Source organism: Cellulomonas wangleii (assembly GCF_018388445.1).
In the GTDB taxonomy this organism is placed as follows: domain Bacteria; phylum Actinomycetota; class Actinomycetes; order Actinomycetales; family Cellulomonadaceae; genus Cellulomonas; species Cellulomonas wangleii.
The window spans coordinates 3,171,474-3,197,288 of the sequence record NZ_CP074405.1 but is presented as its reverse complement, the minus strand read 5'-3'; the positions used below and the strand labels follow the sequence as shown (position 1 = coordinate 3,197,288).

Below are 25,815 nucleotides of genomic sequence, written 5' to 3'. Positions count from 1 at the left end.
CGGATCCCGGGGGCGGCACGTCGGGGTCGGCCCGTGACCGGGTTCCACCCGGGGCGTGGGCTCAGCGCGCGGCGGCGGCCCGTCGCACGGCGGCCTGGGCGTCGGCCAGGTCCCCGCGCCACGGGGCGCCGTGGCCGGGGATCAGCCAGCTCGCCGCCAGGCCGGTCAGCCGCTCCAGCGACGCGAGCGCGAGCGCCGGGTCGTCCGTGAACGGCGCCGGCTGCGGACCGGTCCGGCCGGTGAGCACGTCGCGCGTCGTCAGGGCGTCCCCGACGAAGACGGCGTCGGCGACCGGGACGTGCACGGCGATGCTGCCGGGGGAGTGCCCGGGCATCGAGACGACACGGGGTGCGCCCGGCAGGTCCAGGACGTCACCGTCCTGCACCTCGACCACCTCGGTGAGGTACGTGGTGCGCCAGCCGCCCTTGCGCAGGGCGTGGGCGACGAACCCGAGGACGGCGCCGAGGCGCCAGGAGCCCAAGGCGGGCCGGAGCTTGTCGCCGCCGCGCGCGCGGTCCGCGTCGGCGGCGTGGACGTGGACCGGCACGCCGTGGTCCCGACGCAGTCGCTCGGCGAACCCGAGGTGGTCGGTGTCGCCGTGCGTGAGGACGACCCCGCGGACGTCGTCGAGCGTCCGGCCCATGACGCGGAGCTCGGCGAGCAGCTCGCGCCAGTGGCCGGCGAGCCCGGCGTCGATGATCGTCACGCCCTCGGGGGTGTCGACGAGGTGGACGGCGATGACGTCGTTGCCGATGCGGTGCAGGTGCGGGCCGAGCCTCATGGGTCCTCCTGGGAGCGTCCGTGGTTAGATGGCTAACATACGTAGCCATCATGGCTAACGTCAATAGCCATAGGAGGATGCATGCCGACGCCGGAACGCACGTCGCTCGCGGACATCGTCGCCGCCGGGCGCGACCTGCTGGAGGACGGCGGGCCGTCGCGCCTGACCATGCAGGCCGTCGCGGAGCGGGTGGGGGTGCGCGCGCCGTCGCTCTACAAGCGCGTGCGGGACCGGGACGCGCTGCTCCGGCTGGTCGCCGCCGCCACCGTCGAGGAGCTGGGGGAGCGGCTCGCGGCCGCCGAGCCGTCGGTCGCCGGGCTGGCGCATGCGTTCCGGGCGTTCGCGCACGAGCGGCCGGAGGGCTTCCGGCTGATGCAGTCCCTGGGCGCGGAGCCCGCAGCGCTCCAGTGCGCCAGCGCGCCCGTGCTGCGCACCGCCGCGGACCTGGTGGGGCCGGAGCAGGCGCTGGACGCGGCGCGGCTGGTGACCGCCTGGGCGACGGGGTTCCTCACCATGGAGCTGGCCGGGGCGTTCCGTCTGGGAGGTGACGTCGCGGAGGCGTTCGAGTTCGGCGTGGCGCGGCTCTCCGCGGCGCTGGCGCCGACGGGCCCGGGCCCGGGGGGTGGCGCCGGCGGCGGCGTGTGACCGGGCGGGGCGGGCTACCGGCGCCGGGCGGCGGGCGTGCCGGCGCCCGCCCACCCGGAGGCCTCCAGCGGTGAGCCGCCCGCGACCATCCGCTGCTCCAGCGCGGGCAGGTGCAGCGGCGGGATCGTGCGGCGCACCAGACCGAGCGCGATCGCGAGCGCCCGCTCGCCGTCGCGCCGGACGTCACCCACCGTGAGTGCGACGACGGTGCTCACGGTGGCCCCCTGCCGTGACGTGGTCCTGCGACGTGGTCCTGCAGAGAGGAGAGTGCACGGGCTCGCGTGATGCCGTGGGGGCTGCGTTTCGCCCGCCGTCGGCTGCGTCGGTGCGTCCGACGGCGTGCTCTCGGTGGCCGGCCTGGCCGTACGGATCGCAGGGGGCGCAACGCGCGCTCCGGGTCGGGTACCGCCCGCAGCAGGTCGGCGGGCTCGTCGCCTCCGTGGCGCTGCTGCTGGTGCTCGCCGCCGGCGTCGCGCCGCTGAGCGTCGCGGCCGGGGTCCGCACCCGGTCGGCATCCGGCACGGACCACGCGCGGGCGGCTGACGACGCGCCGCGGATCGTCGCGCTGTTCCTGGAGGGCGCGGGCCGAGCGGGAGTGGGCGCGGCGAGGCCGAGCGGGGGTGCGGGCGGCTACCGCGGACGCCTGCTCCAGGAGGAGGCGAGGCGGTAGCGGCCGTCGCTGAACCAGTCGGGCATGTCCTTGTCCTGCGCGTGGTCGGCGCCGTCGGCCTCTCCGGCGCCGGGGACGACGAACTGCGCGGCGGTCTTCTCCCCGCTCCCGAGCTCCTCGAGCTCGACGGCGACGCTGGTGGTGAAGGCCAGCGGTGCGACGAGCATGGTGTGCGGCCGGCGGGGGTCGGTGTCGACACCGGGGACCACCCCGCCCACGGGCGCCACGCCCGGCAGGTCGGACCGCACCACCCAGTCGATCGTGTCCGAGAACGGGCGGTCCGTACCCGACTCGTCGAGGCAGTAGAAGTGCATGTACCGCAGCACGTGGAGCTCGACCTGGACCTCGAGGGACACCTCCTCCTGCGTCCCGGTCCTGCTGCGGACCCGCGCGAGGAACGTCCGCTCGCGCGGGTCGACGGCCGGCCACGTCACCACGGGCGTGGTCCCGGTCTCCTCGTCGGTCGCGACGGACGAGAGCGGCGCGTCGAGCTCCGAGGGGTCCGTGCCCCGCTCGGTACCGGGGAACAGCTCGATCTCGACGGGTACGGGGTCCCCGGCGCGGTTCACCGCGCGGAACCGCAGCGGCTGGGTCGGCACCGTCATGTCGTCCAGCTGCACCTCGTACCAGCGAGGCTCGACCGGCGAGGCCGTCACGGACTCCTGCGGCCAGAACAGCGGGTGCGAGGGCACCCAGGGCTGCAGCCCCACCGCGTCGGCGGACGTCCGGCCGAACACGGCGTGGACCTCGAGCCGGACGGTCCGCGACTCGGTGTCCGTGTCCAGGCGGTGCAGGCGGACGAGGACCTCCTGCTCGGTGGAGGTGATGACGCGGCCCTCACGCAGCTGCACCGGGTCGGTCGACCGTCGCCGGTCGGGCAGCTGCGCTGACAGGTCGGCAGGGCGGAAGAGTCGGACGTCGACCAGCGGTGGCGCCTGCCCGTCGTCGTCCTCGATGTCCAGGCGGTACGAGCCGCCCGGCAGCGACAGCCAGCGGACCTCCCCGTGCTGGACGCGGTGCCACTCGACGGGTAGCGGCTGCGGCGGCTTCCCGACCGGGGCCGGTGGCAGCGTGCCGTCGCGCGCGGTGGACGGGGAGCTCCCGTCCTGGCGGTGACCGATGATCGCGCTGACGCCGACGTGGTCGGAGACGTCCTGCGTGCCGGGCGGTGCGGCCAGGTCCACCGGGGCGAGGCCGATGGGCGCGGACCCGCCGGTGCTGCCCAGGCGCAGCTCCCGGGCGAGGCTCAGGTGCTGCACCCCCAGGGAGCCGAAGGCCTCCGGTGCGGTGGCGGGCGTGGACCCGGACAGGTCGTAGCAGACGACGTAGTCCAGGCGCTCGCCGGAACCGGGGTGCGACAGGCACAGGTCGGGTGCGCGGCCCGGCATCAGCATCTGGGTCCACCCGTCCCAGGCGACGGCCGCCCGGTCGCCCGTCGCGGGTGACAGGTGCCGGTCCCACTCGGACGGCATCACGCCCGACGCGTCGGGCCTGCCCGGGATGTTGAGGTCGCCGAGCAGGACGCCGTGCGGTGTCCCCAGCGACCGCACGGTCTCCGTCATCAGCCAGTCCACCTGGCGCAGCTGGGAGACGCGGATCCCCACGTTCGGGTCCCCGCCCTCGTCGGACTGCATGTGCGTGAACCCGAGCACGACCGGTCCCATGTTGTTGGGGTCGGTGAGCGCCACCGCCCCGATGCCCTTGGGCGCCAGCGCGTCCCAGCCCGTCGCGCCGAGGTACCGGTCGTAGACCCAGGGCGACGTCCCGCCGCCGTCGACCGGGATGGGCAGCAGCGGCACGCGGGACAGGAGGAGGAGCCCCGAGTCGTCCATCCACGAGCGCAGCGGTCCTTCCACGAGGTCGTCCCAGGCCTCGGCGACGGCCTCGACCTCGACGTCGACCACCGCCGCGATCACCTCCAGGACGGGCCTGGGCGTCCGCTGAGGGGGCGAGGGGGACCGCAGCTCGGGGCCGAGGCCGGCGACGACCCAGTCGTACCGCGTCGTCGCCGGCCGCGCGGGGTCCATCGCCCGGCTGACGAGGGCCTCGCGCGTGTCGGCGTGGAAGATCTCGTCGAACACGACGACGTCGTACGGCGCGCCGAGGACCATGTCGGCGAGCCGGTGGCCGATGTCACGGGCGTCCGCGTCGGTGAAGATGCTCGTGAAGGACGCCACGAAGGCGCCGAGGGGGTCCTCGCGGACGTCCCAGTTGAGGATGAACGTCGACATCATCCCGGCGTTGAAGGTCGCGACCCGCAGCGGGCCGCGCTCGGGTGTCCGGGCCATGGGGCCCCCCAGCGCACTGGTCGGCGGTGTGGCGCACGTCACATATGGTGTGAACCCCAGTAAAGCGGACACCAGGGGCGGTGGGGAAGCCTCGCCGGTGGCGCCGGGGTCACCTCCGGGTCACAGCCCCATCGGCGTCAGCACGCCGATCTGCCAGCCTTCGGGCCCGTCGAGCAGCTGGTAGACGAACCGCTCCTGCACCGTGCCGCCGTACGACCAGGTGACGTCTGCCCACACGCTGTGGTCCGTGGCCGCCAGCACACGCACCTGCGGCTCAGCCTCGGTGACGCCCTCGTACGAGGGCCACGTGGAGGCGAAGAAGTCCCGGGTCTGCTGCCGGTCGCCCACCGCGACCGACCGGCCCGGGAACGCGATCAGCGCCGGCACCGCGTACATCGCGGCGACGGCGTCGGCGTCCCGCGCCAGCAGCGCCCGGGCGTAGCGTGCGAAGAACTCGTCGGTGACGTCGTGCATGGTCCTGCCTCCTGTCCGGTCGTCCCGTACGAGCGACGCTAGGCGGCTATCCCGACACGCCCGTGACGGTGTTGAGTGGCGACCATGGACCGTCACGCGCTCGCGGCCGCCTCCCGCGACGGGCACCTCGCCCTGCGTCGGGTGGAGCGCCACCAGCGCATCCTCGAGCTCCTCGCGAGCGGCCCGCTGACGGCCCGGGCGCTCGCCGAGCGGCTGGGCGTCTCCACCCGGACCGTCGAACGCGACGTCGAACGCCTGCGCGACGCCGGCCTGCCGTTCAGCACACGGCCGGGACGCGGCGGCGGGATCGCCTTCACCCCGACCCGGCGCAGCGTGCCCGTCGTGCTCGACGCCACCGAGATCGGGGCGGTCGTGTCCGCGCTGGCGGTGGTGGGGACGACGTCCAGCGCGGCGACGGCGTCCGCGACGGCGAAGCTCGTGGCGGCGCTCGGGGAGACGCGGGAGGGCGACCGTGCGCGGGAGCCGGGTGGCGTGCGGTGACCGGGTCGGGACGCACCGGCCGCGGACGGGCCCTTCACCGTGGCGCCGGGCGGGGGCCCGCGTCTCGTCCGTGCTCCTCGGTGCCGTGCGGGTCGAGCGGAGCCGACGTGCACCCGGCTCCGTCCACCCGGTCGGGGTGGGCGGAGCCGGGTGTGCTCGGGCTGGGTCAGCGGCCCGCCAGCGCGGCCACCTCCTCGGCGCTGAGTGCGGCGGTGTGCACCGTCAGCTCGTCGACCGCGCCCTGGAACGGCGTGTCCCACCAGTTCACGCCGACCGCGAACGTGCCGGTCGTCGTGGTGAGCACCTGCGGGAACCCCGTGCCGGCGAACCGCTGCTCGCCGTCCACGTACACGGCGACGTCGCCGCCGTCGACCGTCAGGGCCAGGTGCGTCCACTCGCCGACCGGGATCTGCCCGCCGGTGCTCGCGTCGTACCAGGCCTCGCCGGACCACACCATCGTGCTGCTGTCCGGGCCGCGCGGGACGACGCTGACCCAGCTGCGCTCGTCGCGGGCGGCGAAGAACGCGGTCGTGTACGGCGTGACCGCGTCGGGGCGCACCCACAGCGACACCGAGTACGTCGGGCCGCTCACCAGGCCCTGCGGGAGCTGCACCCCGCTGGTGCCGTCCAGGTGCAGCGCCTGCCCGGCCACGCCGGGGACGTAGGACACCGTGCCGCCGGTCGTGCCGATCCGCGGGCCGGTGATCGTGCCGGCGGGGAGCGAGCCGCTCGCCTCGGCCAGGTCGCCCTCGAACGACCACGTGCCGGCGAGTCCGCCGGGCGTGCGCTCGGGCACGGTGACCTCGAACCGCACGGTCGCCGTGCGCCGCTCGTTGCGCACGGTGGCCGTCAGCGTGACGGACGCGTCGCCGGCACCGTGCTCGGGGCGCGTCACCTCGCCGTCCGCCGAGACGACGGCCGGGTCGCTCGACGCCCACGCGATCGTCGTGCCGTGCGTCCCCGTCGTGGGCAGCGTCAGGTCGGTCACGACCGCGGACGTGTCGCCCAGGTCGAGGTCGGCCGCGACGGCGGCGACGGCCTCTTTCGCGCTCAGGAGCGGCACCGCGCTGCCCCACAGGGAGACCCCGGCGCGGGACTGCACGCTGAACGTGACGACCCACTCCTGCCGGTCGGGCTGCCACTGCCGGTCGAGCACGCCGTCGTACGTCGCGCCGTCGACCGTCAGGCGCACGCCGTCGTCGCCGCGCAGCTGCCAGCGGCCCTCACGGTCGCCGGTGACCCGCCCGTTCTTCTCCAGCCGCACGGTGACGGCGCGCGTGACCTCGGCGGAGATCGCCTTGCCGTGGTCGACGAGGGCGTACTGCCCGGCGACGTCGGGCAGCCGGAACGTGTCCCTGCGGGGGTCGGGGCGCTTGCCCGGCCGGGCGCCCGGCGCGTCGCCCGCGTAGCGGTACGGCGCCACGACCGGCCAGCCGTGGGCGTTCATCGTCATCCCGTGCACGCGGACGTGGTGCGTCTCGCCCTGCCCCGGGAACCGGCTGTGGAAGACGAGGACGTGCTCACCCGTCGCCGGGTCGGTCCAGGTCGAGTTGTGGCCGGGGGAGACGTACCCCGTGCCCGGGCCGCTGCCGGGGTCGCCGACCTCGCGCTGGAACAGGTGGTTGCCCAGGAGCTTGACGCCGTAGGGCGCGATCGACGCGTCGTCGAAGAGCGGCAGCGACGGGTCGGACCTGACCTCGGACATCGGGTTGCCCTCGGCGTCGACGTACGGGCCGTCGGGGTGCTCCGACCGCGCGACGCGCATGTTGTAGCCGCCGTTCGCGTCCAGGCCGCCGAACGACAGGAAGAGGTAGTAGTAGCCCGTGTCCTCGTCGAACAGGATGCTGGGCGCCTCGATGCGGCTGTGGTTGCCGCCGACGAGGTGCTCGCCGTAGCCCTGGCCCGGCAGGGGGAAGCCGGTGACCGGGTCCATCTCGAGGATGAAGATGCCGCCGGAGTACGAGCCGTAGACCATCCACATCCGCCCGTCGGCGTCGACGAACGTGTCCGGGTCGACGACGTTCGGGTGGACGCGCGCGTCGTAGATCTCGCCGTCCTCGCTGGGCTGGTCCCACATGCCCGACCGCAGGAAGACCCCCTGGTCCTCGTAGGGGCCGGCCACCGAGTCGGCCACGGCCAGGCCCATGGCCGAGCGCGGGGAGTCGCCCTTGCAGGCGTTGTAGTACATCGCGAAGCGGCCGTCGGGGAGCTGGATGACGTCAGCGGCCCACAGCGTGTCGGTCTGCGCCCACTCGAGCGCCTCGGCGAGCTCGGTGGTGACGTCCTCGAAGATCGGGTTGTCGGGGGTGACCCCCGCCGCGACCTGCTCCCAGGCCATCAGGTCGTCGGTCCGCGCGACCTGCAGGTGCGAGCCGAACACCCAGATCTCGTCGTCGGCGACGACCACGGACGGGTCGTGCACCGTGGCGTCGACGAACGTCGGGGCCGCCGGAGCGGGCTGCGGGCGGCCGGGTCCTCCGGCGTGGCCCGGCGGACCGGCGGTCGCGGGTCCAGCCCCCGCCCCCGCGACGAGCGCGAGGGCGAGGGCCGCGGCGAGGGGGACGAGCGGGACGGCGGTCCGGGATGGTCGGGTGCGCACGGGGGCCTCCTGGGTGCAGCGCTGGACGCAGGGTGGGCGCGGCCGGGCCGCGCGATCCGACCGTAGGGCGGATCTCCAACGTTGTAAAGGGAGGACCGTGACGAGCCGGTCAGTCCCGCACCGCGTACGCCTGGACCTCGACGATCACGTCGGGCTCGACGAGGTGGTCCACGCCGATCGCGGACAGCGGCGGCAGCGGCGTGGGCAGGCCCAGCTCCTCGGTGACGTCCTCGATGCCGGCGACGAAGTCGGCGTACATCTCCGGCTGCCAGCCGCCGTGGCCCCCGGCGACCTGCGCGGCCGGCTCGCGCAGGCGCTGCGCAGCACCGCCCGGGGCCTGGCCGGCGCGGGCGCGTCGTTCGCCGACGTCGTGCGGCTGTGGTTCTTCGTGACCGAGGCGTGACCCGACACGTCGGCGCGCGCCGCGGCTCGTGCCGGACGGACGGGCATGCCCGTCGGCGCTGCGGGCATGGACGCGCCGGCCCGGGTGCGGTGCGCTGGGCACCATGAACGCCACGTCCCTGCTCGCCCTCGCCGCCGCCGTCACCACCGCGCTCACCGGCGGAGTCCTCCTCGCGTTCTCCGCTTTCGTGATGACGGGCCTGCGTGCGCTGCCGCCGGCCGACGGCGCCGCCGCGATGCGCGCGATCAACCGTGCGGCCGTACGACCACCGTTCATGACGGTCCTCTTCGGGTCTCTGGTGCTCGCGCTCGTCACTGCCACGGTCGCGCTCGTCACGGGAGCGTCGACGGCGATGCTCGCGGTGGCTGCCGCGGCCGCGCACCTGCTCGGCTGCGTGGGGGTCACCGCATCAGCGAACGTGCCGCTCAATAACGGGCTGGAGGCAGCCCTCGACCCCGCGACGCAGTGGCGCTCCTACGTGCCGCAGTGGCTCGCGTGGAACCACGTGCGCGTCCTGGCCTGCGCGGTGGCCGCCACGCTCCTCGTGCTCGCCGCGCGCTAGCGTGTCGGCCGGGGCGGTGCCCGGGCGCGTGCCCGGACCGCAGGTCTCCTTGAGCCACGTCGCGACAAGCGTGGCGTCGGCGCCGGGTCCGCCCCCTGATCGGCCGTCCCCCTGACGGACCGAGCGGCGCGACCGTGGACGGCCGATCCCGCGGCGCGGTTGCGCCGGTCACGCGCGCGTGACCGCAGACGTCAGCTGTGGGCTCCCACGACCTCGATGAGCTCGCGCGACTGGGCGACGATGGCGTCACGCCACGCCTCGAACGTCGCGTCCGTCACGGCGAAGTCCGTGGCGAAGTGCTGCATGTCCGGGGTGTGGATGTGCCCCGCCGGGATGCCGAGCCCCGCCCGGTCGCGCAGCAGCGTGTTGCGGTACGCCGACTCGTTCGAGAGGTAGGCGCCGCCTCCGCCGCTGCGCGCGCACGAGTCCTCGGGCGGAGGTGTCGGCTCGACGGCGGGCGGGTACGTGTCCTCGCGCTGGAAGGCGTCCTCCAGATCCCGGGAGTCGCAGCTGGGGAAGTACGTGTAGCTCGTGTTCCACAGCACGCCGAACGCGACCGACTCGTCCTCCCACCCGTCGCCCGGCGGCCGGGGGACGTCCGCGCCCGTGCGCGCCTCGATCATCTGCTCGATCGGCAGCGTCGACGCGGTCCACTGCGGCGGATCCGTCAGCGTGTCGCCGCCACCCCAGCGCGCCGGCACCTGCGTGTTGCAGCCGGGGTTGTCCTTCGCGAGCTGCGGGGCGCTCGTCAGGGGCGCGGGCGGGCAGGGCGCGAAGTCGTCGTTCCCGGCGACGTCGCCGTGGTAGCGGCCGTTCCACTGCTCGAGCGCGAAGAACGCGCCGCCCGCCTGGCTCATGGTGATCGACGCGTCCAGCCGGGCGTCGCCGGCCTCCATCAGCGGCCCGACGGTGTCCTCCAGGTACCCGCGCTCGAACTCGGGGTAGTTGACCGGCAAGGTGTACGCCTCGTAGTGCACCGTCGTGCCGTCGGGAGCCGTCGTCGTCGTCCCGTCGATCGCCAGGGCGGTCGCGCCGGACGGGTTGCCGTGCCGGATCTGGTTGCCGACCGTTCCCCGCGCCCGGCCCGTGTCGCCGCCGTCCAGCGTGAAGGGGTCGAACCCGCTGACCAGCACCCGCGTCACCTGGTCGCCCGTCGGCAGGTCGATGTCGTGCATGCCCCGGGCCGCCCGGTCGAAGGCATCGACCAGCGACGCCCGATCCTCGGTGGAGAGCGTGAAGTCCGGGCTCCACTGGTGCAGCACGGACATGGCCTCGAGCCGCGTCCAGTACAGCGGGCGGTCGTCGCTCGCCGGCAGCTCCCCGGCGACGCCGTCGGTCGACTGGGCGCGCGCGACGGCGTCCCGCCACAGCTCGGTGCCCAGGCGCTCGACGACGGTCGTCGCGTCGGCCAGGGAGTCCTGCCTGCAGACCTGCTCGGCGAGGGCGGCGGTGAACTCACCGAACCCGGCGCCCTGGACCATCGCGCGGGCGAACGTGCGGTCGGCGGGCTGCGACGGGTCCGCCGCGTCCGGCAGGACGGCCGTGAGGCGTTCCTCCTCGACCGTGACGGGCAGCGAGGCGTCGGTGCAGCCCTCGGGCGCGAACCCGGCGACGATCGCGCTGAGCTCGTCGGACGCCTCGTCGAGGGCGGTGGTCGACCGCTCTTGCGGCGTGAACCGCGCGGGCGAGCAGCCGACCAGCAGCACAGGACCGAGCACCAGCGCCAGGCCGGCGGCGACGGGCGCCCTCCGCCGCGAGCGTGCACCCGGTCGAACGTGCGGAGAGCGGCCGGGCACACGACGCATGCAGCGAGTTCCTTCCGAGTGACTACGGGGCGACACCGATGATGTAGCTCACTCGAGCCTCTCACAGGCCAGGAGTCGACCGACCGAGGCAGGCCCACGCGGCGTTTCCGCAGTTCAGGTGGGCCCCGTGGGGATCGAACCCACAACCCGCGGATTAAAAGTCCGCTGCTCTGCCAGTTGAGCTAGAGGCCCGGGACAAGCGGACTTTCACTGAGAGAAGCCTCGAGAGAACTTTGCCGAGAACCCGCCCACCTCCGCGTGCCCGGGGACAGGCTACGCGGAGACGGCCGAGCCCGTGGCTCCGGGTCTCCGGATCGCCGCGACGACCTGCCCCGCTAGCACGGCAGGGGGCATGGACTCGAGCTGGCGAGCTCGGTGAACACCTCGAGCATCGCATCCTGGACGAGGGGATCGGTCAGGTACCTGTCGCGTGCATACCGGAACGCCGGCCAGTCCGGCGGGCGGTCCCCGGGCGCGGGCAGATCCAGCCTGAACTCGTCGAGCGCGACCTGCACGGTCTGGCGGACGACCTGCCACACGACCGGGTCGGTGAGTTCCTGACCGGCACGAGCCCCGGACCGGTACACCCTGGCCAGTACCCCGTACCCGAGCAGCAGGTACGTCGGGAAGAGACGAGGTCGACCGACGCGGTCCTTCTCCGGCACCACGGACGCGATCTCGTACAGCGCGCATTCCACCGATGGATCAGCACGGACGCTGTTGCGGGCCATGAGCCCGGGAGCCACAACGCCCGGTGCGGACTCTGCGTCACGCGTGGCGACAATCACGGCTTGCCAGCCGCCGCTTGAACATCCGCCCGCGCCCACGCCGCCGTGGGGGCGGGCGGATTTACGAGACTCCTAGTATTTCAATCCGACATGATCGACAATTATGCGCTCATTCTTCTGGTCAAACGCGAAGTAGACCCGCCCGCATTCGTGGTGCGGCACGCCATCGTTCACTTTGACGTGAGGCGTCCGATCATACTTGACGCCTTCGAATGTGAAGGTGCGAAACGCCTTCGGCATCTGGTCGTCCTGCAGTGAAACCTTCAGGTCATAATTCTCCCGAATCCACCGACCCATGTGCCCCACTGACCGGTCCGAACCGTCATAGAGGTCACGCGCCACTTGGGCAAGCTTGATCAACGCGATCTGCATCTCGTCCGGCGTGGGGTAGCGATCTGCCTTCTTCCACGACGTGTAGGCAGAGTCCGTAAACACCAGTCGGCCGTCGGCGGATGTCGCGAGATGGTCGATGAGGGCGCTAAGGGTGGCGGTGTCGCCAGTGGAGATTTCCGGCGGCTCATCCACGCCTTGCTCACTTGCCTCGTCGACGGTCGTGGCACCGGCGTAGCGCTGAGCGATCTGAAGCTGTTCGGCGGTTGCTTTCCATCGCGCTGCCTCCGTGGCTAGCTCACGCGACCGAGTGTCAGATTCCGACCATCCCGTCATGGCTTCACTGAGGTCCGTTTGCAGCTGATCGCGCTCTTGAGTCAGTGCTTCGATGATCGCTGTCTGTTCTCCCGACTCGACGGCCGCCGCAGTGCGTGCGGCGGCGTCGTCGGCACGAGAGATGCGCCCAGCCTCCCGGACTGCTCGGTACACCTCGTCGGATCCGCGGGTGAGGACCGACAAGGGTGCAACCTGGGCCATGACAGATGCTCGGAGAGCGTCGTGGTCTTGCGCGTTCACGATGTCCTCGCCGACCACGGTGGCCGGTACTGAAAGGTCCGACCACACGAGAAGGCCACCGGCGTAGGGGACGCGTGCGCGCGGCTCCTGCGCGAGGATTTCGCGACCAGTAGGCAGGTCGACGGTGACAACGCGCACCAGTCCGATGAGGCCGGCAGCAGCCCTGCGCGTGGCCTGGGACGCCTCCTTGGTGCGGGTGTGGACGAGCAGCACCGGCAAACGGTGCTGAACTCGGAGGGCATCTCCGACCAAGGCTGCTTGTTCGGCACCTCGTGCCTGAAGGTAGCTGCCGTCGACGAGCTGCCCACTGCTCGAGACCCTCAGGCCAGGGTGCTCGACAAGATTGGCCAACACGTGCGGCTGGCGCACGTGAGGATCGGCGATCGGGCTCAGCCCCGCCGCAGCGACTTCGCGCGCGAGGCCGAGGCGGAGGCGCAGTACGCCGTTGAGTTCGCCGATGCTCACCCGCGCCGTGAAGCGGCTGCCGTCGTCATTGACGGTCACGACGTCGAGTCGCGTGACCCAGTCGCCCCGAGGGGAGCTCAGGTGCGTCCACCCGGTGTACTTGCGTAGAGCGTCGTGCGTCGGCACGAGCTCGCGGCGGCCGCCACCCAGAAGGTCTGCCGCGTCGATCGGACTGGCGTCATCGCCTGCCCATCTGCTCAGAATCCCGAGGGTTGCGTCGACAGCTACCTCGCGGTCCGCTCCGGGGCCAGGCTCGATGCTGAAGTCGGTCACATAGAGGATCTGCATATCGGCGGCCCCAGGGTTGGTGACGGCGCGGTACGCGCACCGTAGCGCCGTCACAACCCTGGGCGCGGCGGTTCGGGCAGAGCTCACCTGGGTTCGAGCGGCTCGCGTGCCCGCATCTGGGGGCCGTTGTGAGCCCTTGGATGGATGCGCCGGCGCGTCGGTGCGCGCACCCAGCTATGGTGCGCTGGCGGTACGGGAAGCGACGGCGCACAACGCGTGCGCAGACAGGCGAAACGCAGATGGGCATCACCAGTGAGCCGCGATCAAGCGCGGACTCGCGTGGCCACGCGATGCTCAAGCGTCGTTCATCCTAGCCGTCGGGCTACATCGGAGATTATTGCCTGCGCAGTGCCGAAACATGCGTCGCCCCACGTGACGATGTCGTCCCATTTGCGCGATCGTCGTTTTCGTTCGAGTCGCGCTCTAACCTGCTCTCTCGGCGTGACAAGGTCGAGTTCGTGGACGATTTGGTTTCGCGCTTCAAAGGCTGGCTTCAGCGTGCTGGATTCGCGTCTTCGTGGCAGATGGGGTCGAGCTCCTGCTCCAGTCGCTCCGAGGGCGTCTGCGATCTCGTACACGCGTTCTACGGACTGGGCGGAGCCGGCGGTGAGGCTCTGCGCCCACCGGTTGACGAGTATTTCGTGTGGGGTACGCCCCTGTCCCAGAAGCAACTGTACGAGTTGCTCTGGGTCGACGCCGCCCGAGGAGCGATGAGTGATGGCCTGTTTTGCCCATGTTTCAAAACTCTTGGTGACATCGCTGTCAGCCTCGACGAGGTCTGCCAAGGAATCGCGTACGAGAAGTTTCAGGGCGTGATCGAGGCCTGCGCACGCAAACAGAAGTGACGAGCGAAGAAGATCTTGGGACGGCTCACGCCAACCGCCCCGGGTGCTGACGCCTCTGGAGATTTTGTCGACTCGGTTCAGGAGGAGCCCTGCGTTCAGCGCGTTACGCGCCGCGTCTGCTGCAGTGGACAGTGCTTCCTGTGCCGGTAGGCAAGAGTCGGGAAGCGCCGTGGATGGTTCAGGTGTGAAGGCGGTTGCCTCCAACGCGTTGACCATCTCTTCGGCGGCTTGTCGGCGCTGGGCGTCCGTCAAGGGTGTCGTGGAGTCGTGGGGCATGCGCAAAACATGACACAGCTGGCCCGCGATGGGGCCCGAACGCGCAGATCACCTCCGGCGTCGCACACCTGGACGCCCCCGTGGAGGAGGCTGATGCACGAGTAGGTGACACTCACCTGTGGCGACCAATATGGTTCGCCTACCGCCCGCAATGCACGCCAGCGCAGCTCGCCGCTCGCCGGCGTCTGCCCGGCACGCGGTGGCACACGCCGCCACGAGCCCGCAACTGAACCGGCGCAACGCCGTCCAGGACGCGATGCTCGCGACGCCCTGCTCGGCCTCGCGACCCTGCGCCGCAATCGCGCCGTCCGGATTCGGCCTGCGGCATGACTGCCCGTCGATCGCTGCGACCCGCTCTCGGTCCCCACGCGTACGGGGCGGAGCCCGCTGGCCGGAACCCGATTGGCGCACCACCTTTGTTGAGTGCTACGGCACGCCGATTAGAGATCCATGACCTCCAGCGCCCAACCGCGGTCCGGCCGTCACCCCGAGCGGGCCGCCGGCGCGCAGGTCTTCGCGCGCGACAGGCGCCTGCCTGACGGTGCACCCCTGACCTACCTTGAGCGTGGGGGAGCGGACCGCCTGCGCCCCGACACCCGCGCCGGTCACTTGCTCTGCCCGCTTGCGGAGTGCGACGACCCGCGCCTGAGCGTGCGCGCCGGGTCGCGACGTGACCATTTCGCGCACCGTCCTGGCGCCGGCGGGCACGGCCCCGAGACTCTCGCGCACCACACCGCCAAGCAACTCATCGCCGCCTGGCTGCGGCACTTGTATCCGCAGGCTGCCCTGGACGTCGACAGCGCCGACATCGAGACCGGGCAACGACCTGACGTCCTGGCCACGTTTCCCGACGGGTACCAGGTCGCCTACGAAGTGCAGTTCGCGCACCTGACCCGCGAACAGTGGCAGCATCGCCACGATGGCTACGCCTCTGCGAGCGTAAAGGATGTGTGGCTGTTCGGCGGCCGCCGCTACGACCGCGACCCGCGCGGTACCCATCCGCCCGGTGCTCGCGCGGTGCACACCGTATTCGACGCAGTCCTAGCCGCGCGCCACCCGATGCTGCTGATCAGCCCGTTCACCGAGGCAGTCGCCGCTCCTGCGGGCGGGTACGTGGCCCACCAACTCGCCGTGCGAGACCCAGCGCCGCGAGCACGCGCTGGCGCGTTCGCGCTGCTGGACACCTGGCACCCGCTCCACGACGTGCCGGCGACCCGCGGCGTGATCGACATCCCCGGCATGCGCGCAGAGCTGGCCGCGGCGGACGCGTTGCGGGCCGAACTCCTCAGCGAAGCCCAGCGGCGCAGCGCCTCCAGGCCAGCTCCCGCGAGCGGCGTTGAACGCGCCACGGTGCCGGGGATCGGAGCTGGTCTGGACGCGCCGATTCCCTCCGACCGGGAGTTCCGCGAGCGCGCCCGCCAGATCCGCCAGCGCACCGAGCAGGGTCGCAGCCCTGGCAGTCGTGCCGCCCGGGGCAGCAGGCAGCCCGCACTCGGCGAGAGGATGGGTGAACGACCGGCGTAGGTATCGGTCACGCGGAGCGCTGATCGCCCGTCGCTTGGCCCGGTCGGCCAGACAGTGGGGCAGCGCGTATGTGGTGCGTCGTCGGCCACCTCAGAGCGTTCGCGAGTCAGCCGTCTCCTCGCGCGTCGCACGCGCGTCGGTTGATTCCGTGCCAACAGCCGGCGGCGTTCGGAGGTGCCTGGACGAACGCCTGGGCCACGGCGGACGGGCCCCGCCGGTGGCCGCGACGTTCCATCCGTCGGCGTACGCCGTTCCGAGTGACAGCGCCAGGCGTCCCAGAAACGACAGGGGCGTTACCGCTGGTCAGTGTCGTCTCTGCAGGAAGGAGTGAATGTCTGCTTGTCCCAGAGGCCCGGGTGATGAGGGGTCCGTGGAAATCCGCGGACAACACCCGTGTCGTCCGCGGGTGCCGGTGAGGGTCGCTGCGGCTGACGGAGTCGACGGTACAGGCTGGTCAGAGTCGGTGGCGGAGGCGTCGCGAGGCGGTGGAGCGTGGTTGGCGTCGCCGTGGTCGGGTCGGTGGAACCCTCGGGACGGCGGCGATGGGGGGCGGTCGCGTCACTCGCTGGCGCCCGGTGCCTCGTCCGCCCACGCTTCGAGCCCGAAGTGGCGGTCGGCCATGCTGCGCCCGAAGGCTCCGAGCGCACTGACAGCCGCGTCGAGAGCGCGGGCCGCGACCGCTGCCTGGGCGGATCCTTCGTCGTCCTGTGCACGCTCCGCCTGCAACGCCAGTGCGTCAGCGATCCGCGAGGTCCGCTCGAGAGCAGCCGACAGGCTTCGCCCGACCTCGTGAACCTCGACCGGGGCAGGGCCCAGGGGCCGGCTCGCCCAGCTGTCGACCTCCCGGACCAGCTCCCTCATCGACTCCGTCGCCGCGCACCCCAGACGCCGAGTCCGCGCGAAGTCGGCAGGCACTGGTGAGTACGTCACCTCGCCATTGTGTACTCGACCCCGTCACGCCGCGCCGGCGGCGAACCGGAGCTGCTGCAGCGTTCGCTTCGGCAGCAGCACCGACCCGGACGCGCAGTTCTGCGCAGTCCCGTTCGTGGCCGGCACGTTCACGGAGCGATTCCCGTTCCGCCTGCCGTCCGGCCAGGTGTTCCTGGATCGGCGGGTCGGTGTTCCCGCTGAGGGCTGGCCCTCACTGCGTCTGCGGCCGAGCAGCACGTCCCAGCTCATCCACTCATGTCACAGAGGGCCGAGGCTCGGGTGATGTTCCCGGTGGCGCGTGCGGCGAGGTCGGCCAGGGCGTGGGGGTGGCGGCACGCTCGGTGTGACGCACATCACCCATGATTAGGGTCGCTCTGACTATAAATCACTCGACCTGGCCAGGCCGGGCGGCCATAATGGTCAACATGACCACAACGACGACGGTAGGCGCCACCAGCACCGCGATGCTGACGGACCACTACGAGCTCACCATGCTCCGTGCCGCCCTCGCCGACGGCACCGCTCACCACCAGGCGGTCTTCGAGGCCTTCGCCCGCCGCCTGCCCGACGGACGCAGGTACGGCGTCGTGGCAGGTCTCGGCCGGATCGTCGAGGCCATCGAGAGCTTCACGTTCGACACGAGCCGGGTCGCATGGCTCCTGGAGCACGGCATCATCGACGAGCGCACCGCCGACCACCTGCTCGGGTACCGGTTCACCGGGAACATCGACGCGTACCGCGAAGGCGACATCTACTTCCCGAACAGCCCTGTCCTGACGGTCTCCGGGACGTTCGCCGAGTGCGTCGTCCTCGAGACGCTGATCCTGTCGATCCTCAACCACGACAGCGCGATGGCCTCCGCCGCAGCCCGGATGGTCAGCGCCGCCGACGGCCGACCGCTGCTCGAGATGGGCAGCCGACGCACCAACGAGAGTGCCGCCGTCGCGGCCGCGCGAGCCGCGTACATCGCCGGGTTCGCCTCCACCAGCAACCTGCAGGCCGGGTTCCAGTACGGCGTGCCCACGCGAGGCACCGCCGCACACGCGTTCACCCTCGGGCACACCAGCGAGCGCGAGGCCTTCGCCTCCCAGGTCGCCTCCCTCGGGACGGACACCACGCTGCTGGTGGACACCTACGACATCCCGCAGGGCATCCGCACTGCCGTCGAGGCCGCCGGGACGAACCTCGGCGGTATCCGCCTGGACTCCGGGGACCTCGGTGACGAGGCACGCAAGGCACGCGCCCTCCTGGACTCCCTGGGTGCCACGAGCACGAAGATCTCGGTCACCTCCGACCTGGACGAGCACACCATCGCCGCGCTGACCGACGCGCCGATCGACCTGTACGGCGCGGGGACCAAGCTCGTCGGCGGGTCGGGTCACCCGACCGCCGGGATGGTCTACAAGCTCGTCGCGATCGCCGACGAGCCCGGCCCGTACGCCCCGATGCGTCCGGTCGCGAAGAAGGCCACCAGCAAGGGCAGCGTCGGTGGCCGCAAGGTCGCCTACCGGGCGCTGGACCACCAGGGCCACGCGACCCGTGAGGTCGTCGTCGTGCGGCACCTGCCCGGTGCCCCGGAGACCGGCCTGGGCCGCGCGCTGCAGGTCGCGGTGATCCGCGACGGGCACGTCGTGCACCGCCCGTCCCTGGCCGAGATCCGCGCCCACCACCGCGGCGCTAAGGCCGAGCTGACCGCGCTCGACCTGGACCTCGCCCCCGGAACCCCGCGCCTGGTCGCGGACCCCACCGCCATCGGCAACCTGATCGGAGCCGGCGCATGAGCCCGCTGACGTCCACCCCCCTGGTCCTGGTCGACATGGACGGCGTCCTGGTCGACCTCGAGGCCGCGTTCTGGGACGCGTTCGAGACTGCGCACCCCGCCGGACCCCGGCGCACGGACGGCGACAGGACGGTGTTCAGGATCGACGAGCAGCTCGACCCGCAGTGGCGTGACGCGGTCCGTTCGATCATGGCCGCCCCGGGGTTCTTCGGCGGGCTGCGCCCGGTACCCGGGGCTGTCGAGGCGCTCGACGAGATGCTCGACGAGGGCTGGGACGTGCGGATCTGCACCGCGCCGCTGCTGCACAACCCGACGTGCGCGTCCGACAAGCTCGCCTCGCTCGCCCGGCACTTCGGGCAGCGGTGGGCCGAGCGTGCCGTCATCACCAAGGACAAGACCCTCGTGCGGGGCGACGTCCTCATCGACGACAAGCCCGTCGTCAACGGCGACTGGACCCCGGTGTGGAAGCACGTCGTCTTCGCCGCCACCTACAACCAGGCCGCCCCGTCGCCGTACCGGATGACCGGATGGGCGAGCTGGCGCCAGACCCTCACACCCCTCCTGGGAAGGACCGCAGCATGAGGACCGCACTGATCGTCGTGGACGTGCAGAACGACTTCTGCGAGGGCGGCGCGCTCGCCGTGACGGGCGGCGCGGCCGTCGCCAAGCAGATCAGCGACTACCTCGCGCGCACCGGGGCCCGGTACGACACCGTCGTCGCGACCCGCGACTGGCACGCCCCGCTGCCGGACACCAACGACGGGCACTTCGCCACCGACGGCGCCCCGGACTACGTGAGCACCTGGCCGGTGCACTGCGTCGCCGGCACCCCGGGCGCGGACTACCACCCGGACCTCGTGCTGCCCGAGCGGACCGTGCACGTCGTCAAGGGCGAGTCCCGGCAGGACTACTCGGGGTTCCAGGGCCGGATCGTCGACCCGGTCGACGGCCGCGAGCGCCTGGCGGACCTGCTGATGGAGCGGAACATCGCCCACGTGGACGTCGTGGGGATCGCGACGGACTTCTGCGTCAGGGCGACCGCGCTGGACGCTCGCCGCCACGGTCCGACGACCGTGGCGGTCCTGACCGACCTGACCGCTGCGGTCGGTGCCGCCACCGCGAGCAAGGCGCTGACCGAGCTCGCCCGCAACAAGATCATCCTGGACGAGTCGCGCTGACCTCGCGGACCTCGACCGAACCAGACACCGCCGTGCTCGACACCACGGCCCACGAAGGGAACGCACCGATGACCACCGACGCTCAGGCGCCCGAGGGCTACGACCCGCACGACTACCCGCCGTTCGCCGTCACGGTGGACCTGTGCATCTTCACGGTCCGCGACGGTGCGCTCAAGGTGCTGCTGATCGAGCGGGCCGACGACCCGTACGCGGGTGCGTGGGCGCTGCCCGGCGGGTTCGTGGACATCGACGAGGACATCGCCGACGCCGCGTGGCGCGAGCTGGCCGAGGAGACGGGTGTCGAGCAGTTCGCCGGGCACCTCGAGCAGCTCGGCACGTACGGCAAGCCGGGACGTGACCCCCGCATGCGGGTGGTGTCGGTCGCGCACGTCGCGTTCGCCCCGAACCTGCCCGAGCCGACCGCCGGGTCCGACGCCCGCAACGCCCGCTGGTGGGACGTGTCGGACCTCGACCTGCCCGGCCTGACCGGCGGGAACGACGACGGCGACGGCCCCGAGCTCGCGTTCGACCACGCGCGGATCCTGGCCGACGGTGTGGACCGCGTGGCCGCCAAGCTCGAGTACACGCCGCTGGCGACCGCGTTCGTCGCCGAGCAGTTCACCCTCGGGGAGCTCCAGCACGTGTACGAGGCGGTGTGGGGCACGCACCTGGACCGCTCGAACTTCCGCCGCTGGGTCAAGGGCACCGAGGGGTTCGTGCGCCCGACGACCGGGACCGAACGTCGCCTGACGGGTGGGGCGGGTCGGCCCGCCGCCCTGTACACCGCGGTCGGCGACGGCCCGAAGACCCTGACCCCGCCGCTGATGCGCCCCGAGGGCGCCCGCACGGTCAAGGGCACCCCATGACGACCCTGCGCGTGACCCTCGCCCAGCTGCCCGTGCGCGTCGGCGACATCGCCGGCAACACCGACACGACGGTCGAGGCCATCCACCAGGCCGAGGCGGTGGACGCCGACGTGCTCATCACCCCGGAGCTGACCGTGACCGGGTACCCGGCCGAGGACCTGCTGTCCGAGCCGCAGCTCATCGACGCAGCGATGGACGCCGCCCACGAGGCCGCCCGCGCGACCAGCGGCACGGTCACCCTCATCGGCGCGCCGTGGCGCACCAGCGCGCTGCCTGCCGGGCCGGGCCGGACCCACCGGGCGACGGACACCCGCGGACGCACCCTTCGCAACGTCGCCGCGCTCGCCCACCGGGGCGCTCTTCGCGGCGCTCACTCCAAGACGCTGCTGCCGACGTACTCGGTGTTCGACGACGCCCGGCACTTCGAGGCCGGGGCCACGCGCCAGGACCTCTACCGCGTCGACACCCCCACCGGGCGGGTCACGTTCGGTGTGCTGGTGTGCGAGGACGTGTGGGACAAGGCGCTGGTGCAGCAGATGCGCCGGGGCGGGGCGCAGGTCGTCGTCGTGCTGAACGCCTCGCCGTACCACGTCGGCAAGCAGCAGCTGCGCGAGGCGACCGTCGCGGCCGCAGCCAGGAACGCGGGCGTACCGATCGCGTACGTCAACGGTGTCGGCGGGCAGGACGAGCTGGTGTTCGACGGTGGGTCGTTCGCCGTGGACCGCGACGGCGACGTCATCGCTCGGGCACGGTCGTTCCAGACCGACCTCGTCACCGTCGACATCCCGGTCGCACCCCGGATCGACCGGGGGCGGCACTGGGACGTGCTGGACCTGGGCGCCACCCACACCCGGCGGTGCGCACTGCCCGCGCCGCCCCTCGCCGCCCCGCGCGAGGTCCACGACGAGGTGTACACCGCCCTGGTCACCGGGTTCCGTGACTACTGCACCCGCGTCGGGCTGCCGAAGGTCGTGCTCGGCCTGTCCGGCGGGATCGACTCCGCCCTGGCGGCCACGATCGCCGTGGACGCCCTGGGGCCGGACGCGGTGTGGGGCATCGGGATGCCCGGCCCGTACTCCTCGGACGGGTCCGTCACCGACGCGCGCGCCCTGGCGGACAACCTCGGCATCCGGTTCGACGTCGTGAAGATCACGGACGCCTACCTCGAGCGCGAGCAGGTGCTGGGCGGGCTGCTGACCGCCAGGACCGGCGACACCGGGCACCCGGTGGCCTGGGAGAACCTGCAGGCACGGCTGCGGGGGACGACCCTGATGACGATCGCGAACGCGACAGGTGCGCTGGTCTGCACGACGGGCAACCGCTCGGAGAGCGCCGTCGGGTACTTCACGCTCTACGGGGACTCCTGCGGAACGGCTCCCAACCCGCTGGGCGACCTGCTGAAGACCACCGTCACCATGAAGGACGGAACGGTCCTGCCGGGGGTCTACGGACTCGCGCAGTGGCGTAACGACCAGGCCGACGCTGCCGGGCTGGTGCCTCCGATCCCCGTCTCGACGATCACCAAGCCCGCGAGCGCGGAGCTGGCCCCCGGGCAGCAGGACAGCGACTCGCTGCCGGAGTACCCGGTCCTGGACCGTCTGCTGCTCGCGTTCCTCGAGGACCACGCCTGTGCCGGCGAGCTGGCTGACACCCTGGTCGCCGACGGGTGGGACCGGCAGGTGGCTGCGAGCACCGTCAACCGTGTGCTGACGCTCGTGGACCGCAGCGAGTTCAAGCGGCGTCAGGTGCCGATCCGGATCAAGATCTCCACGCTCTCGTTCGGGCGGGACCGGCGGATGCCGCTGGCGAACCACTGGTCGCACGCGACCGCCGAGCCACGTCCAGGTGAACTGCAGCTGACGGGGTCGGTGCCGGGCGGCGGAGCGCCCGGTGCGCCGTAGGGTCGGCGGATGATCGTGGAGTCGAGCGTCGAGGTGCCCGTGCCGCCCGACGTCGCGTTCGCCGTGTCGCAGACGACGGGAGCCACCCGGCTGCGCTGGGACCCGTTCATCCGCCGGCAGTCGTTCCTCGACGGCGCGACGGTCCCCGCCAAGGGCGTGCGGACGCTGACGCGCCACCGCTCCGGGCTGCGGATGGTCAGCGAGTACGTCTCGTACAAGCCACCGACGAACGTCGGGATGAAGATGGTCGAGGGGCCGTGGTTCTTCGCCGTCATGGCCGGCGGGTGGCGCTTCACCCCGCTGCCGGACGGCGGGACGCGCGCGGTCTGGCGGTACAGCTTCACGTGCCGGCCGGCGTGGCTGGCACCGGTGGCCGAGCGGATCGGCCGGGTCGTCCTGCAGCGGGACGTCGACCGTCGGATCGCGGGGTTCGCGCGCGGCTGCGCGGACCCGCACGTGCTGGACGCGGTGGGCTGAGACGGTCCCGCCGGCGCGGAGGTCCAGGGGTCACGACGGACCAGCGGACGTCGGGACGGAGATCGGCGCCCGGGCGCGCGCCCGGGTCACTCCCGCCCCATCGCCCCCGCGTCCAGCAGCCGGCGGTACCCGCCGTCGGCCACCGCGGCGAGCTCGTCGTGCGGGCCCTCCTGGGTGATGCGGCCGTGCTCCAGGACGACGATGCGGTCGGCGTCGCGGACGGTGGACAGCCGGTGGGCGATCATGACGACGCCGGCGCCGTCGAAGAGCGTGGACATCGCGGTGCGGACGCGGTGCTCCGTGGCGGTGTCCAGGTGCGCGGTCGGCTCGTCGAGCACCACGAGCGCGGGACGCCGGAGCGCGGCGCGGGCGATCGCGAGGCGCTGGCGCTCACCGCCGGACAGGCGGTGCCCCTTCTCACCGATCACCGCGTCGAGGCCGTCGTCGAGACCGCGGACGAGGTCACCGAGGGCCACCTGCTCGCACACCGCGAGGAGCTCGTCGTCGGTGGCGTCGGGCTTCGCGTACCGCAGGTTCTCCCGCACGGAGGCGTGCAGCACGTACGGGTCCTGCGGGATGTACGCGATGAGGCCGGCGCGCTGCTGCTCGTCCAGGGCGGCCAGCGGCCGGCCGTCGACCTCGACGATGCCGCTGTCCGCGTCGACGAGTCCCGCGATCACCGTGGCCAGCGTCGACTTGCCGGCGCCCGACGCCCCGACGACCGCGACGACCTCACCGCGTCCCACCGTCAGGTCGATCCCGTCGAGGGCGTCGCCCGCCCCGTCGCGGCCCCCACCGACGTCCCGCATGCCGTCGTCGCCGGACAGGCCGACGAGCGGCAGCCACGGGATGGAGAGCGCGTCGCCGGCGTGGGACAGCCCGTCGATCGAGTACGCCGACACCGGCGGGTACCGGAACCGCAGGTCACGCGTGCGCAGGGCCGGCGCAGGAGCGGCCCGTCCGTCGTCGGCGCCCGCCGCGTCCGCCGGCGGGGTGTCGACCGTGCCCGGCGCCGGGGCCTCTGCTGCGCGGTCACGTGCCGGCTCGGCGCCGAGCACCGCCTCGACCCGGTCGAGCGCGATCGACGAGCGCATCCGGGGGTAGCGGGTGTTGAGCAGTGCCTGCACCGGGGCCTGGAGCTGCTGCAGGTACAGCACGATGAGGATGACGCTGCCGACCGTGATGCCCTGCTCCGTCACGAGCCACACGCCGGTGGCCAGCGCGCCCGAGGTGATGAGCACGAACGCCGTCCCGTAGCTCGCCCCCGACGTCGCGGCGGCCCGGCTGATGCCGGTGGACAGGTCGGCCAGCGCGGCGGACCGCTCCTGGAAGGTCGCCTGCTCCCGGGCGGTCTGCCCGTTCTGCCGCGCGAGCACGGCGCCGTCGCGGCTGACGAACGTCTCGGCGGTCGACGACAGCTCCTTGACGACGTCGAAGGACTTCGCGATGAGCTCGTTGATCCGCGCCTCGGCCTTGCGCACGTACGCGATGGCGACCGGGATCACGACGAGCAGCAGCACCAGGCGCGGGTCGATGAACGCGACGATGACCAGGGACGTGGCGATCGTCGTCACGCTGGAGACCACCACGGGGATCACCGAGGTGTACATCTCCTCGGCGCCGTTGACGTCGTTGGTGAGGCGGCTGACGACGGCACCCGGCCGGACCGTCGTGTAGAAGTGGATCGGCATCGTGGTCAGGCGCCGGAACATCGCCGAGCGCAGGTCCGCGATGACCCGGCCCGCGGCTGCGGTCGCCGTCACGCGTGCCGCCCACGTCATCCACACGCCGAGCAGCCCCAGGCCCGCCATCCCGGCGATCTGGCCGAACGCCTGCGCCGTGCCCGTCCGTCCCTCGATCAGCCCGTCGACCACCGCGCGCAGCAGGAGCACCTGGAACAGCGGCGCGACCCCTCCGACGACCTGGAAGACGTACGACACGACGAACCGCCCCCGGTGGGCGCGGACCATGTCCCGGACGTGCGGCGTACGGTTCGCGTCCCCGGTGCGCGTCACGGTCGTGGTCCTCCTCGTCCGGGCCCGGTGGCGCACGGCGGCGCCGCTGCTGGGCGGGACCCGGACCATAGCGCGCGAATCGGCTGCTCGGGGAGCGTCGTGAGGACTCCTCGAGGGCGGGCGGTCAGGGTGTCACAGCATCGTGAGCACGACGACGACGGCCACCGCGATCGTCAGGAGCGCGCCCGCCACGGCGAGCAGCACGCTGCGAGCGGGGTGCGCGCGCCAGGGCGCCAGGTAGCGCGGATCGGCTGCGCGGAGCTGGGCGGCGGTGATCGGGTGCGGGAACGCCGTCACCGGGACGCCGCGGGCTGCCAGGTCGTGCGCGAGCGCGGTCAGCTGTCCCTGGTCCCACATCGCGCCGTCGAGGTGGGCCAGCGTGCCGCGGGCGCCCGCGAGCACCAGGTGGTGGGAGGTCAGGGCGCCGAGCGGCATGCGGCTGACCATCGCGGCGGCTGCCACGTCCGTCGCCGCGAACCGTCGCTCGCCGACGAGCGACCGCAGGGCGTACGTGCCGTCACCGAACACGACGCGGGCGCGGCGGGCGTGGACCAGGGGCAGCACGACGCCGAGGACGGCGAGGGCCAGTCCGACACCGACGAAGACCAGGGCCCGGCCCGTGCGGCCGGCCAGGAGATGGAGGCCGCCGAGGCCGCAGCCGAGCAGCAGGGCGGGCACCAGCGCGGCGGGCACGTTCGCGCGCAGGAGTCGACGACGCGCGTGAGGTGTCAGTACCAGCTCGACCACGGTTGCATCTTGCCGAAGGCCTCGACCTCATGCTGCTGTGCCCCGAGAGAATCGTCGAGGAATTCACCCGGGGAGCGACGGTGAATCGGCCCGGGGCGGGT

Annotated in this window: 24 protein-coding genes and 1 tRNA gene; 12 read left to right on the top strand and 13 right to left on the bottom strand. The window is 72.5% G+C overall.

Features of this window, described 5'->3' with window-relative positions; translation table 11 throughout:
* Window positions 1-61: 61 nt before the first annotated feature.
* Window positions 62-781 (bottom strand): MBL fold metallo-hydrolase, encoded by a 720-nt coding sequence (locus KG103_RS14710; protein ID WP_207339270.1) that lies wholly within the window; start codon window positions 779-781, stop codon window positions 62-64.
* Between the two features lie 81 nt (window positions 782-862).
* On the opposite strand from KG103_RS14710, the gene KG103_RS14705 reads away from it, so the two are divergent.
* Window positions 863-1,426, top strand: a complete 564-nt coding sequence (locus tag KG103_RS14705) for a TetR/AcrR family transcriptional regulator (RefSeq protein WP_207339269.1) — start codon at window positions 863-865, stop codon at window positions 1,424-1,426.
* 14 nt (window positions 1,427-1,440) lie between these two features.
* Here KG103_RS14705 and KG103_RS14700 read toward each other — a convergent pair whose 3' ends face one another.
* The 3 genes from KG103_RS14700 to KG103_RS14690 form a co-directional block, all read right to left on the bottom strand.
* The gene (locus KG103_RS14700; RefSeq protein WP_207339268.1) at window positions 1,441-1,641 is read right to left on the bottom strand and encodes a hypothetical protein; all 201 of its coding nucleotides are present in this window, start codon (window positions 1,639-1,641) and stop codon (window positions 1,441-1,443) included.
* Between the two features lie 415 nt (window positions 1,642-2,056).
* Window positions 2,057-4,384, bottom strand: coding sequence for an exonuclease/endonuclease/phosphatase family protein (locus tag KG103_RS14695; RefSeq protein WP_207339267.1), 2,328 nt, complete (start codon window positions 4,382-4,384; stop codon window positions 2,057-2,059).
* 120 nt (window positions 4,385-4,504) lie between these two features.
* Window positions 4,505-4,858: a Cif family virulence factor gene (locus KG103_RS14690; protein ID WP_207339266.1), complete on the bottom strand. Its 354-nt coding sequence runs from the start codon at window positions 4,856-4,858 to the stop codon at window positions 4,505-4,507.
* A gap of 84 nt (window positions 4,859-4,942) precedes the next feature.
* On the opposite strand from KG103_RS14690, the gene KG103_RS14685 reads away from it, so the two are divergent.
* Complete coding sequence (locus KG103_RS14685) at window positions 4,943-5,359, top strand: helix-turn-helix transcriptional regulator (RefSeq protein ID WP_207339265.1); 417 nt, start codon at window positions 4,943-4,945, stop codon at window positions 5,357-5,359.
* A 166-nt stretch (window positions 5,360-5,525) separates the two neighbouring features.
* On the opposite strand, the gene KG103_RS14680 is transcribed toward KG103_RS14685, so the two are convergent.
* Both KG103_RS14680 and KG103_RS14675 read right to left on the bottom strand, forming a co-directional pair.
* Window positions 5,526-7,958: a LamG-like jellyroll fold domain-containing protein gene (locus KG103_RS14680; protein ID WP_207339264.1), complete on the bottom strand. Its 2,433-nt coding sequence runs from the start codon at window positions 7,956-7,958 to the stop codon at window positions 5,526-5,528.
* Between the two features lie 109 nt (window positions 7,959-8,067).
* Complete coding sequence (locus KG103_RS14675; protein WP_207339263.1) at window positions 8,068-8,217, bottom strand: hypothetical protein; 150 nt, start codon at window positions 8,215-8,217, stop codon at window positions 8,068-8,070.
* An 18-nt stretch (window positions 8,218-8,235) separates the two neighbouring features.
* On the opposite strand from KG103_RS14675, the gene KG103_RS14670 reads away from it, so the two are divergent.
* A complete protein-coding gene (locus KG103_RS14670) occupies window positions 8,236-8,361 on the top strand; it encodes a RidA family protein (RefSeq protein WP_242635521.1) in 126 nt (41 codons plus the stop codon).
* Between the two features lie 103 nt (window positions 8,362-8,464).
* Window positions 8,465-8,923, top strand: a complete 459-nt coding sequence (locus KG103_RS14665; RefSeq protein WP_207339262.1) for an anthrone oxygenase family protein — start codon at window positions 8,465-8,467, stop codon at window positions 8,921-8,923.
* A 191-nt stretch (window positions 8,924-9,114) separates the two neighbouring features.
* Here KG103_RS14665 and KG103_RS14660 read toward each other — a convergent pair whose 3' ends face one another.
* The 4 genes from KG103_RS14660 to KG103_RS14645 all read right to left on the bottom strand — a co-directional run bounded on the left by KG103_RS14660 (window position 9,115) and on the right by KG103_RS14645 (window position 13,160).
* Entirely contained in the window at window positions 9,115-10,641 is a 1,527-nt protein-coding gene (locus KG103_RS14660) for a hypothetical protein (RefSeq protein ID WP_249670613.1), read from the bottom strand.
* A 206-nt stretch (window positions 10,642-10,847) separates the two neighbouring features.
* A tRNA-Lys gene (locus KG103_RS14655) sits at window positions 10,848-10,920 on the bottom strand.
* 143 nt (window positions 10,921-11,063) lie between these two features.
* The gene (locus KG103_RS14650) at window positions 11,064-11,426 is read right to left on the bottom strand and encodes a hypothetical protein (RefSeq protein WP_207339260.1); all 363 of its coding nucleotides are present in this window, start codon (window positions 11,424-11,426) and stop codon (window positions 11,064-11,066) included.
* Between the two features lie 162 nt (window positions 11,427-11,588).
* The gene (locus KG103_RS14645; protein WP_207339259.1) at window positions 11,589-13,160 is read right to left on the bottom strand and encodes a hypothetical protein; all 1,572 of its coding nucleotides are present in this window, start codon (window positions 13,158-13,160) and stop codon (window positions 11,589-11,591) included.
* A gap of 473 nt (window positions 13,161-13,633) precedes the next feature.
* On the opposite strand from KG103_RS14645, the gene KG103_RS14640 reads away from it, so the two are divergent.
* Window positions 13,634-14,020 carry a hypothetical protein gene (locus tag KG103_RS14640; RefSeq protein ID WP_207339258.1) on the top strand — a complete coding sequence of 129 codons (387 nt, stop codon included), beginning with the start codon at window positions 13,634-13,636 and terminating at the stop codon, window positions 14,018-14,020.
* Between the two features lie 726 nt (window positions 14,021-14,746).
* A complete protein-coding gene (locus tag KG103_RS14635; RefSeq protein WP_207339257.1) occupies window positions 14,747-15,820 on the top strand; it encodes a competence protein CoiA family protein in 1,074 nt (357 codons plus the stop codon).
* Between the two features lie 558 nt (window positions 15,821-16,378).
* Here the strand turns inward: KG103_RS14635 and KG103_RS14630 are convergent.
* Entirely contained in the window at window positions 16,379-16,681 is a 303-nt protein-coding gene (locus tag KG103_RS14630) for a hypothetical protein (protein WP_207339256.1), read from the bottom strand.
* A 485-nt stretch (window positions 16,682-17,166) separates the two neighbouring features.
* Between KG103_RS14630 and KG103_RS14625 the strand changes: the two genes are divergently transcribed.
* From KG103_RS14625 to KG103_RS14600, 6 genes are all read left to right on the top strand, one after another.
* Window positions 17,167-18,531 carry a nicotinate phosphoribosyltransferase gene (locus tag KG103_RS14625; RefSeq protein WP_207339255.1) on the top strand — a complete coding sequence of 455 codons (1,365 nt, stop codon included), beginning with the start codon at window positions 17,167-17,169 and terminating at the stop codon, window positions 18,529-18,531.
* Complete coding sequence (locus KG103_RS14620) at window positions 18,528-19,112, top strand: 5' nucleotidase, NT5C type (RefSeq protein WP_207339254.1); 585 nt, start codon at window positions 18,528-18,530, stop codon at window positions 19,110-19,112. Before KG103_RS14625 ends, KG103_RS14620 begins: the two co-directional genes overlap by 4 nt.
* Window positions 19,109-19,708: an isochorismatase family protein gene (locus KG103_RS14615; protein WP_207339253.1), complete on the top strand. Its 600-nt coding sequence runs from the start codon at window positions 19,109-19,111 to the stop codon at window positions 19,706-19,708. The genes KG103_RS14620 and KG103_RS14615 overlap by 4 nt, the downstream gene beginning before the upstream one ends.
* A gap of 68 nt (window positions 19,709-19,776) precedes the next feature.
* A complete protein-coding gene (locus tag KG103_RS14610; RefSeq protein ID WP_207339252.1) occupies window positions 19,777-20,574 on the top strand; it encodes an NUDIX hydrolase in 798 nt (265 codons plus the stop codon).
* Window positions 20,571-22,475: an NAD+ synthase gene (locus KG103_RS14605; protein ID WP_207339251.1), complete on the top strand. Its 1,905-nt coding sequence runs from the start codon at window positions 20,571-20,573 to the stop codon at window positions 22,473-22,475. Before KG103_RS14610 ends, KG103_RS14605 begins: the two co-directional genes overlap by 4 nt.
* 9 nt (window positions 22,476-22,484) lie before the next feature.
* On the top strand, window positions 22,485-22,952 hold the full coding sequence (locus KG103_RS14600) for a type II toxin-antitoxin system RatA family toxin (protein WP_207339250.1): 468 nt from the start codon (window positions 22,485-22,487) through the stop codon (window positions 22,950-22,952).
* A gap of 86 nt (window positions 22,953-23,038) precedes the next feature.
* Here KG103_RS14600 and KG103_RS14595 read toward each other — a convergent pair whose 3' ends face one another.
* Both KG103_RS14595 and KG103_RS14590 read right to left on the bottom strand, forming a co-directional pair.
* Window positions 23,039-24,967, bottom strand: coding sequence for an ABC transporter ATP-binding protein (locus KG103_RS14595; RefSeq protein ID WP_207339249.1), 1,929 nt, complete (start codon window positions 24,965-24,967; stop codon window positions 23,039-23,041).
* Between the two features lie 132 nt (window positions 24,968-25,099).
* Window positions 25,100-25,714: a hypothetical protein gene (locus KG103_RS14590; protein ID WP_207339248.1), complete on the bottom strand. Its 615-nt coding sequence runs from the start codon at window positions 25,712-25,714 to the stop codon at window positions 25,100-25,102.
* Between the last annotated feature and the right edge of the window lie 101 nt (window positions 25,715-25,815).

Coding starts and splice junctions, on each gene's coding strand:
- KG103_RS14710 (WP_207339270.1), bottom strand. CDS start 781: ATGAGGCTCGGCCCGCACCTGCACCGCATCGGCAACGACGTCATCGCC.
- KG103_RS14705 (WP_207339269.1), top strand. CDS start 863: ATGCCGACGCCGGAACGCACGTCGCTCGCGGACATCGTCGCCGCCGGG.
- KG103_RS14695 (WP_207339267.1), bottom strand. CDS start 4,384: ATGGCCCGGACACCCGAGCGCGGCCCGCTGCGGGTCGCGACCTTCAAC.
- KG103_RS14690 (WP_207339266.1), bottom strand. CDS start 4,858: ATGCACGACGTCACCGACGAGTTCTTCGCACGCTACGCCCGGGCGCTG.
- KG103_RS14685 (WP_207339265.1), top strand. CDS start 4,943: ATGGACCGTCACGCGCTCGCGGCCGCCTCCCGCGACGGGCACCTCGCC.
- KG103_RS14675 (WP_207339263.1), bottom strand. CDS start 8,217: ATGTACGCCGACTTCGTCGCCGGCATCGAGGACGTCACCGAGGAGCTG.
- KG103_RS14665 (WP_207339262.1), top strand. CDS start 8,465: ATGAACGCCACGTCCCTGCTCGCCCTCGCCGCCGCCGTCACCACCGCG.
- KG103_RS14635 (WP_207339257.1), top strand. CDS start 14,747: ATGACCTCCAGCGCCCAACCGCGGTCCGGCCGTCACCCCGAGCGGGCC.
- KG103_RS14630 (WP_207339256.1), bottom strand. CDS start 16,681: ATGAGGGAGCTGGTCCGGGAGGTCGACAGCTGGGCGAGCCGGCCCCTG.
- KG103_RS14625 (WP_207339255.1), top strand. CDS start 17,167: ATGGTCAACATGACCACAACGACGACGGTAGGCGCCACCAGCACCGCG.
- KG103_RS14620 (WP_207339254.1), top strand. CDS start 18,528: ATGAGCCCGCTGACGTCCACCCCCCTGGTCCTGGTCGACATGGACGGC.
- KG103_RS14615 (WP_207339253.1), top strand. CDS start 19,109: ATGAGGACCGCACTGATCGTCGTGGACGTGCAGAACGACTTCTGCGAG.
- KG103_RS14610 (WP_207339252.1), top strand. CDS start 19,777: ATGACCACCGACGCTCAGGCGCCCGAGGGCTACGACCCGCACGACTAC.
- KG103_RS14605 (WP_207339251.1), top strand. CDS start 20,571: ATGACGACCCTGCGCGTGACCCTCGCCCAGCTGCCCGTGCGCGTCGGC.
- KG103_RS14600 (WP_207339250.1), top strand. CDS start 22,485: ATGATCGTGGAGTCGAGCGTCGAGGTGCCCGTGCCGCCCGACGTCGCG.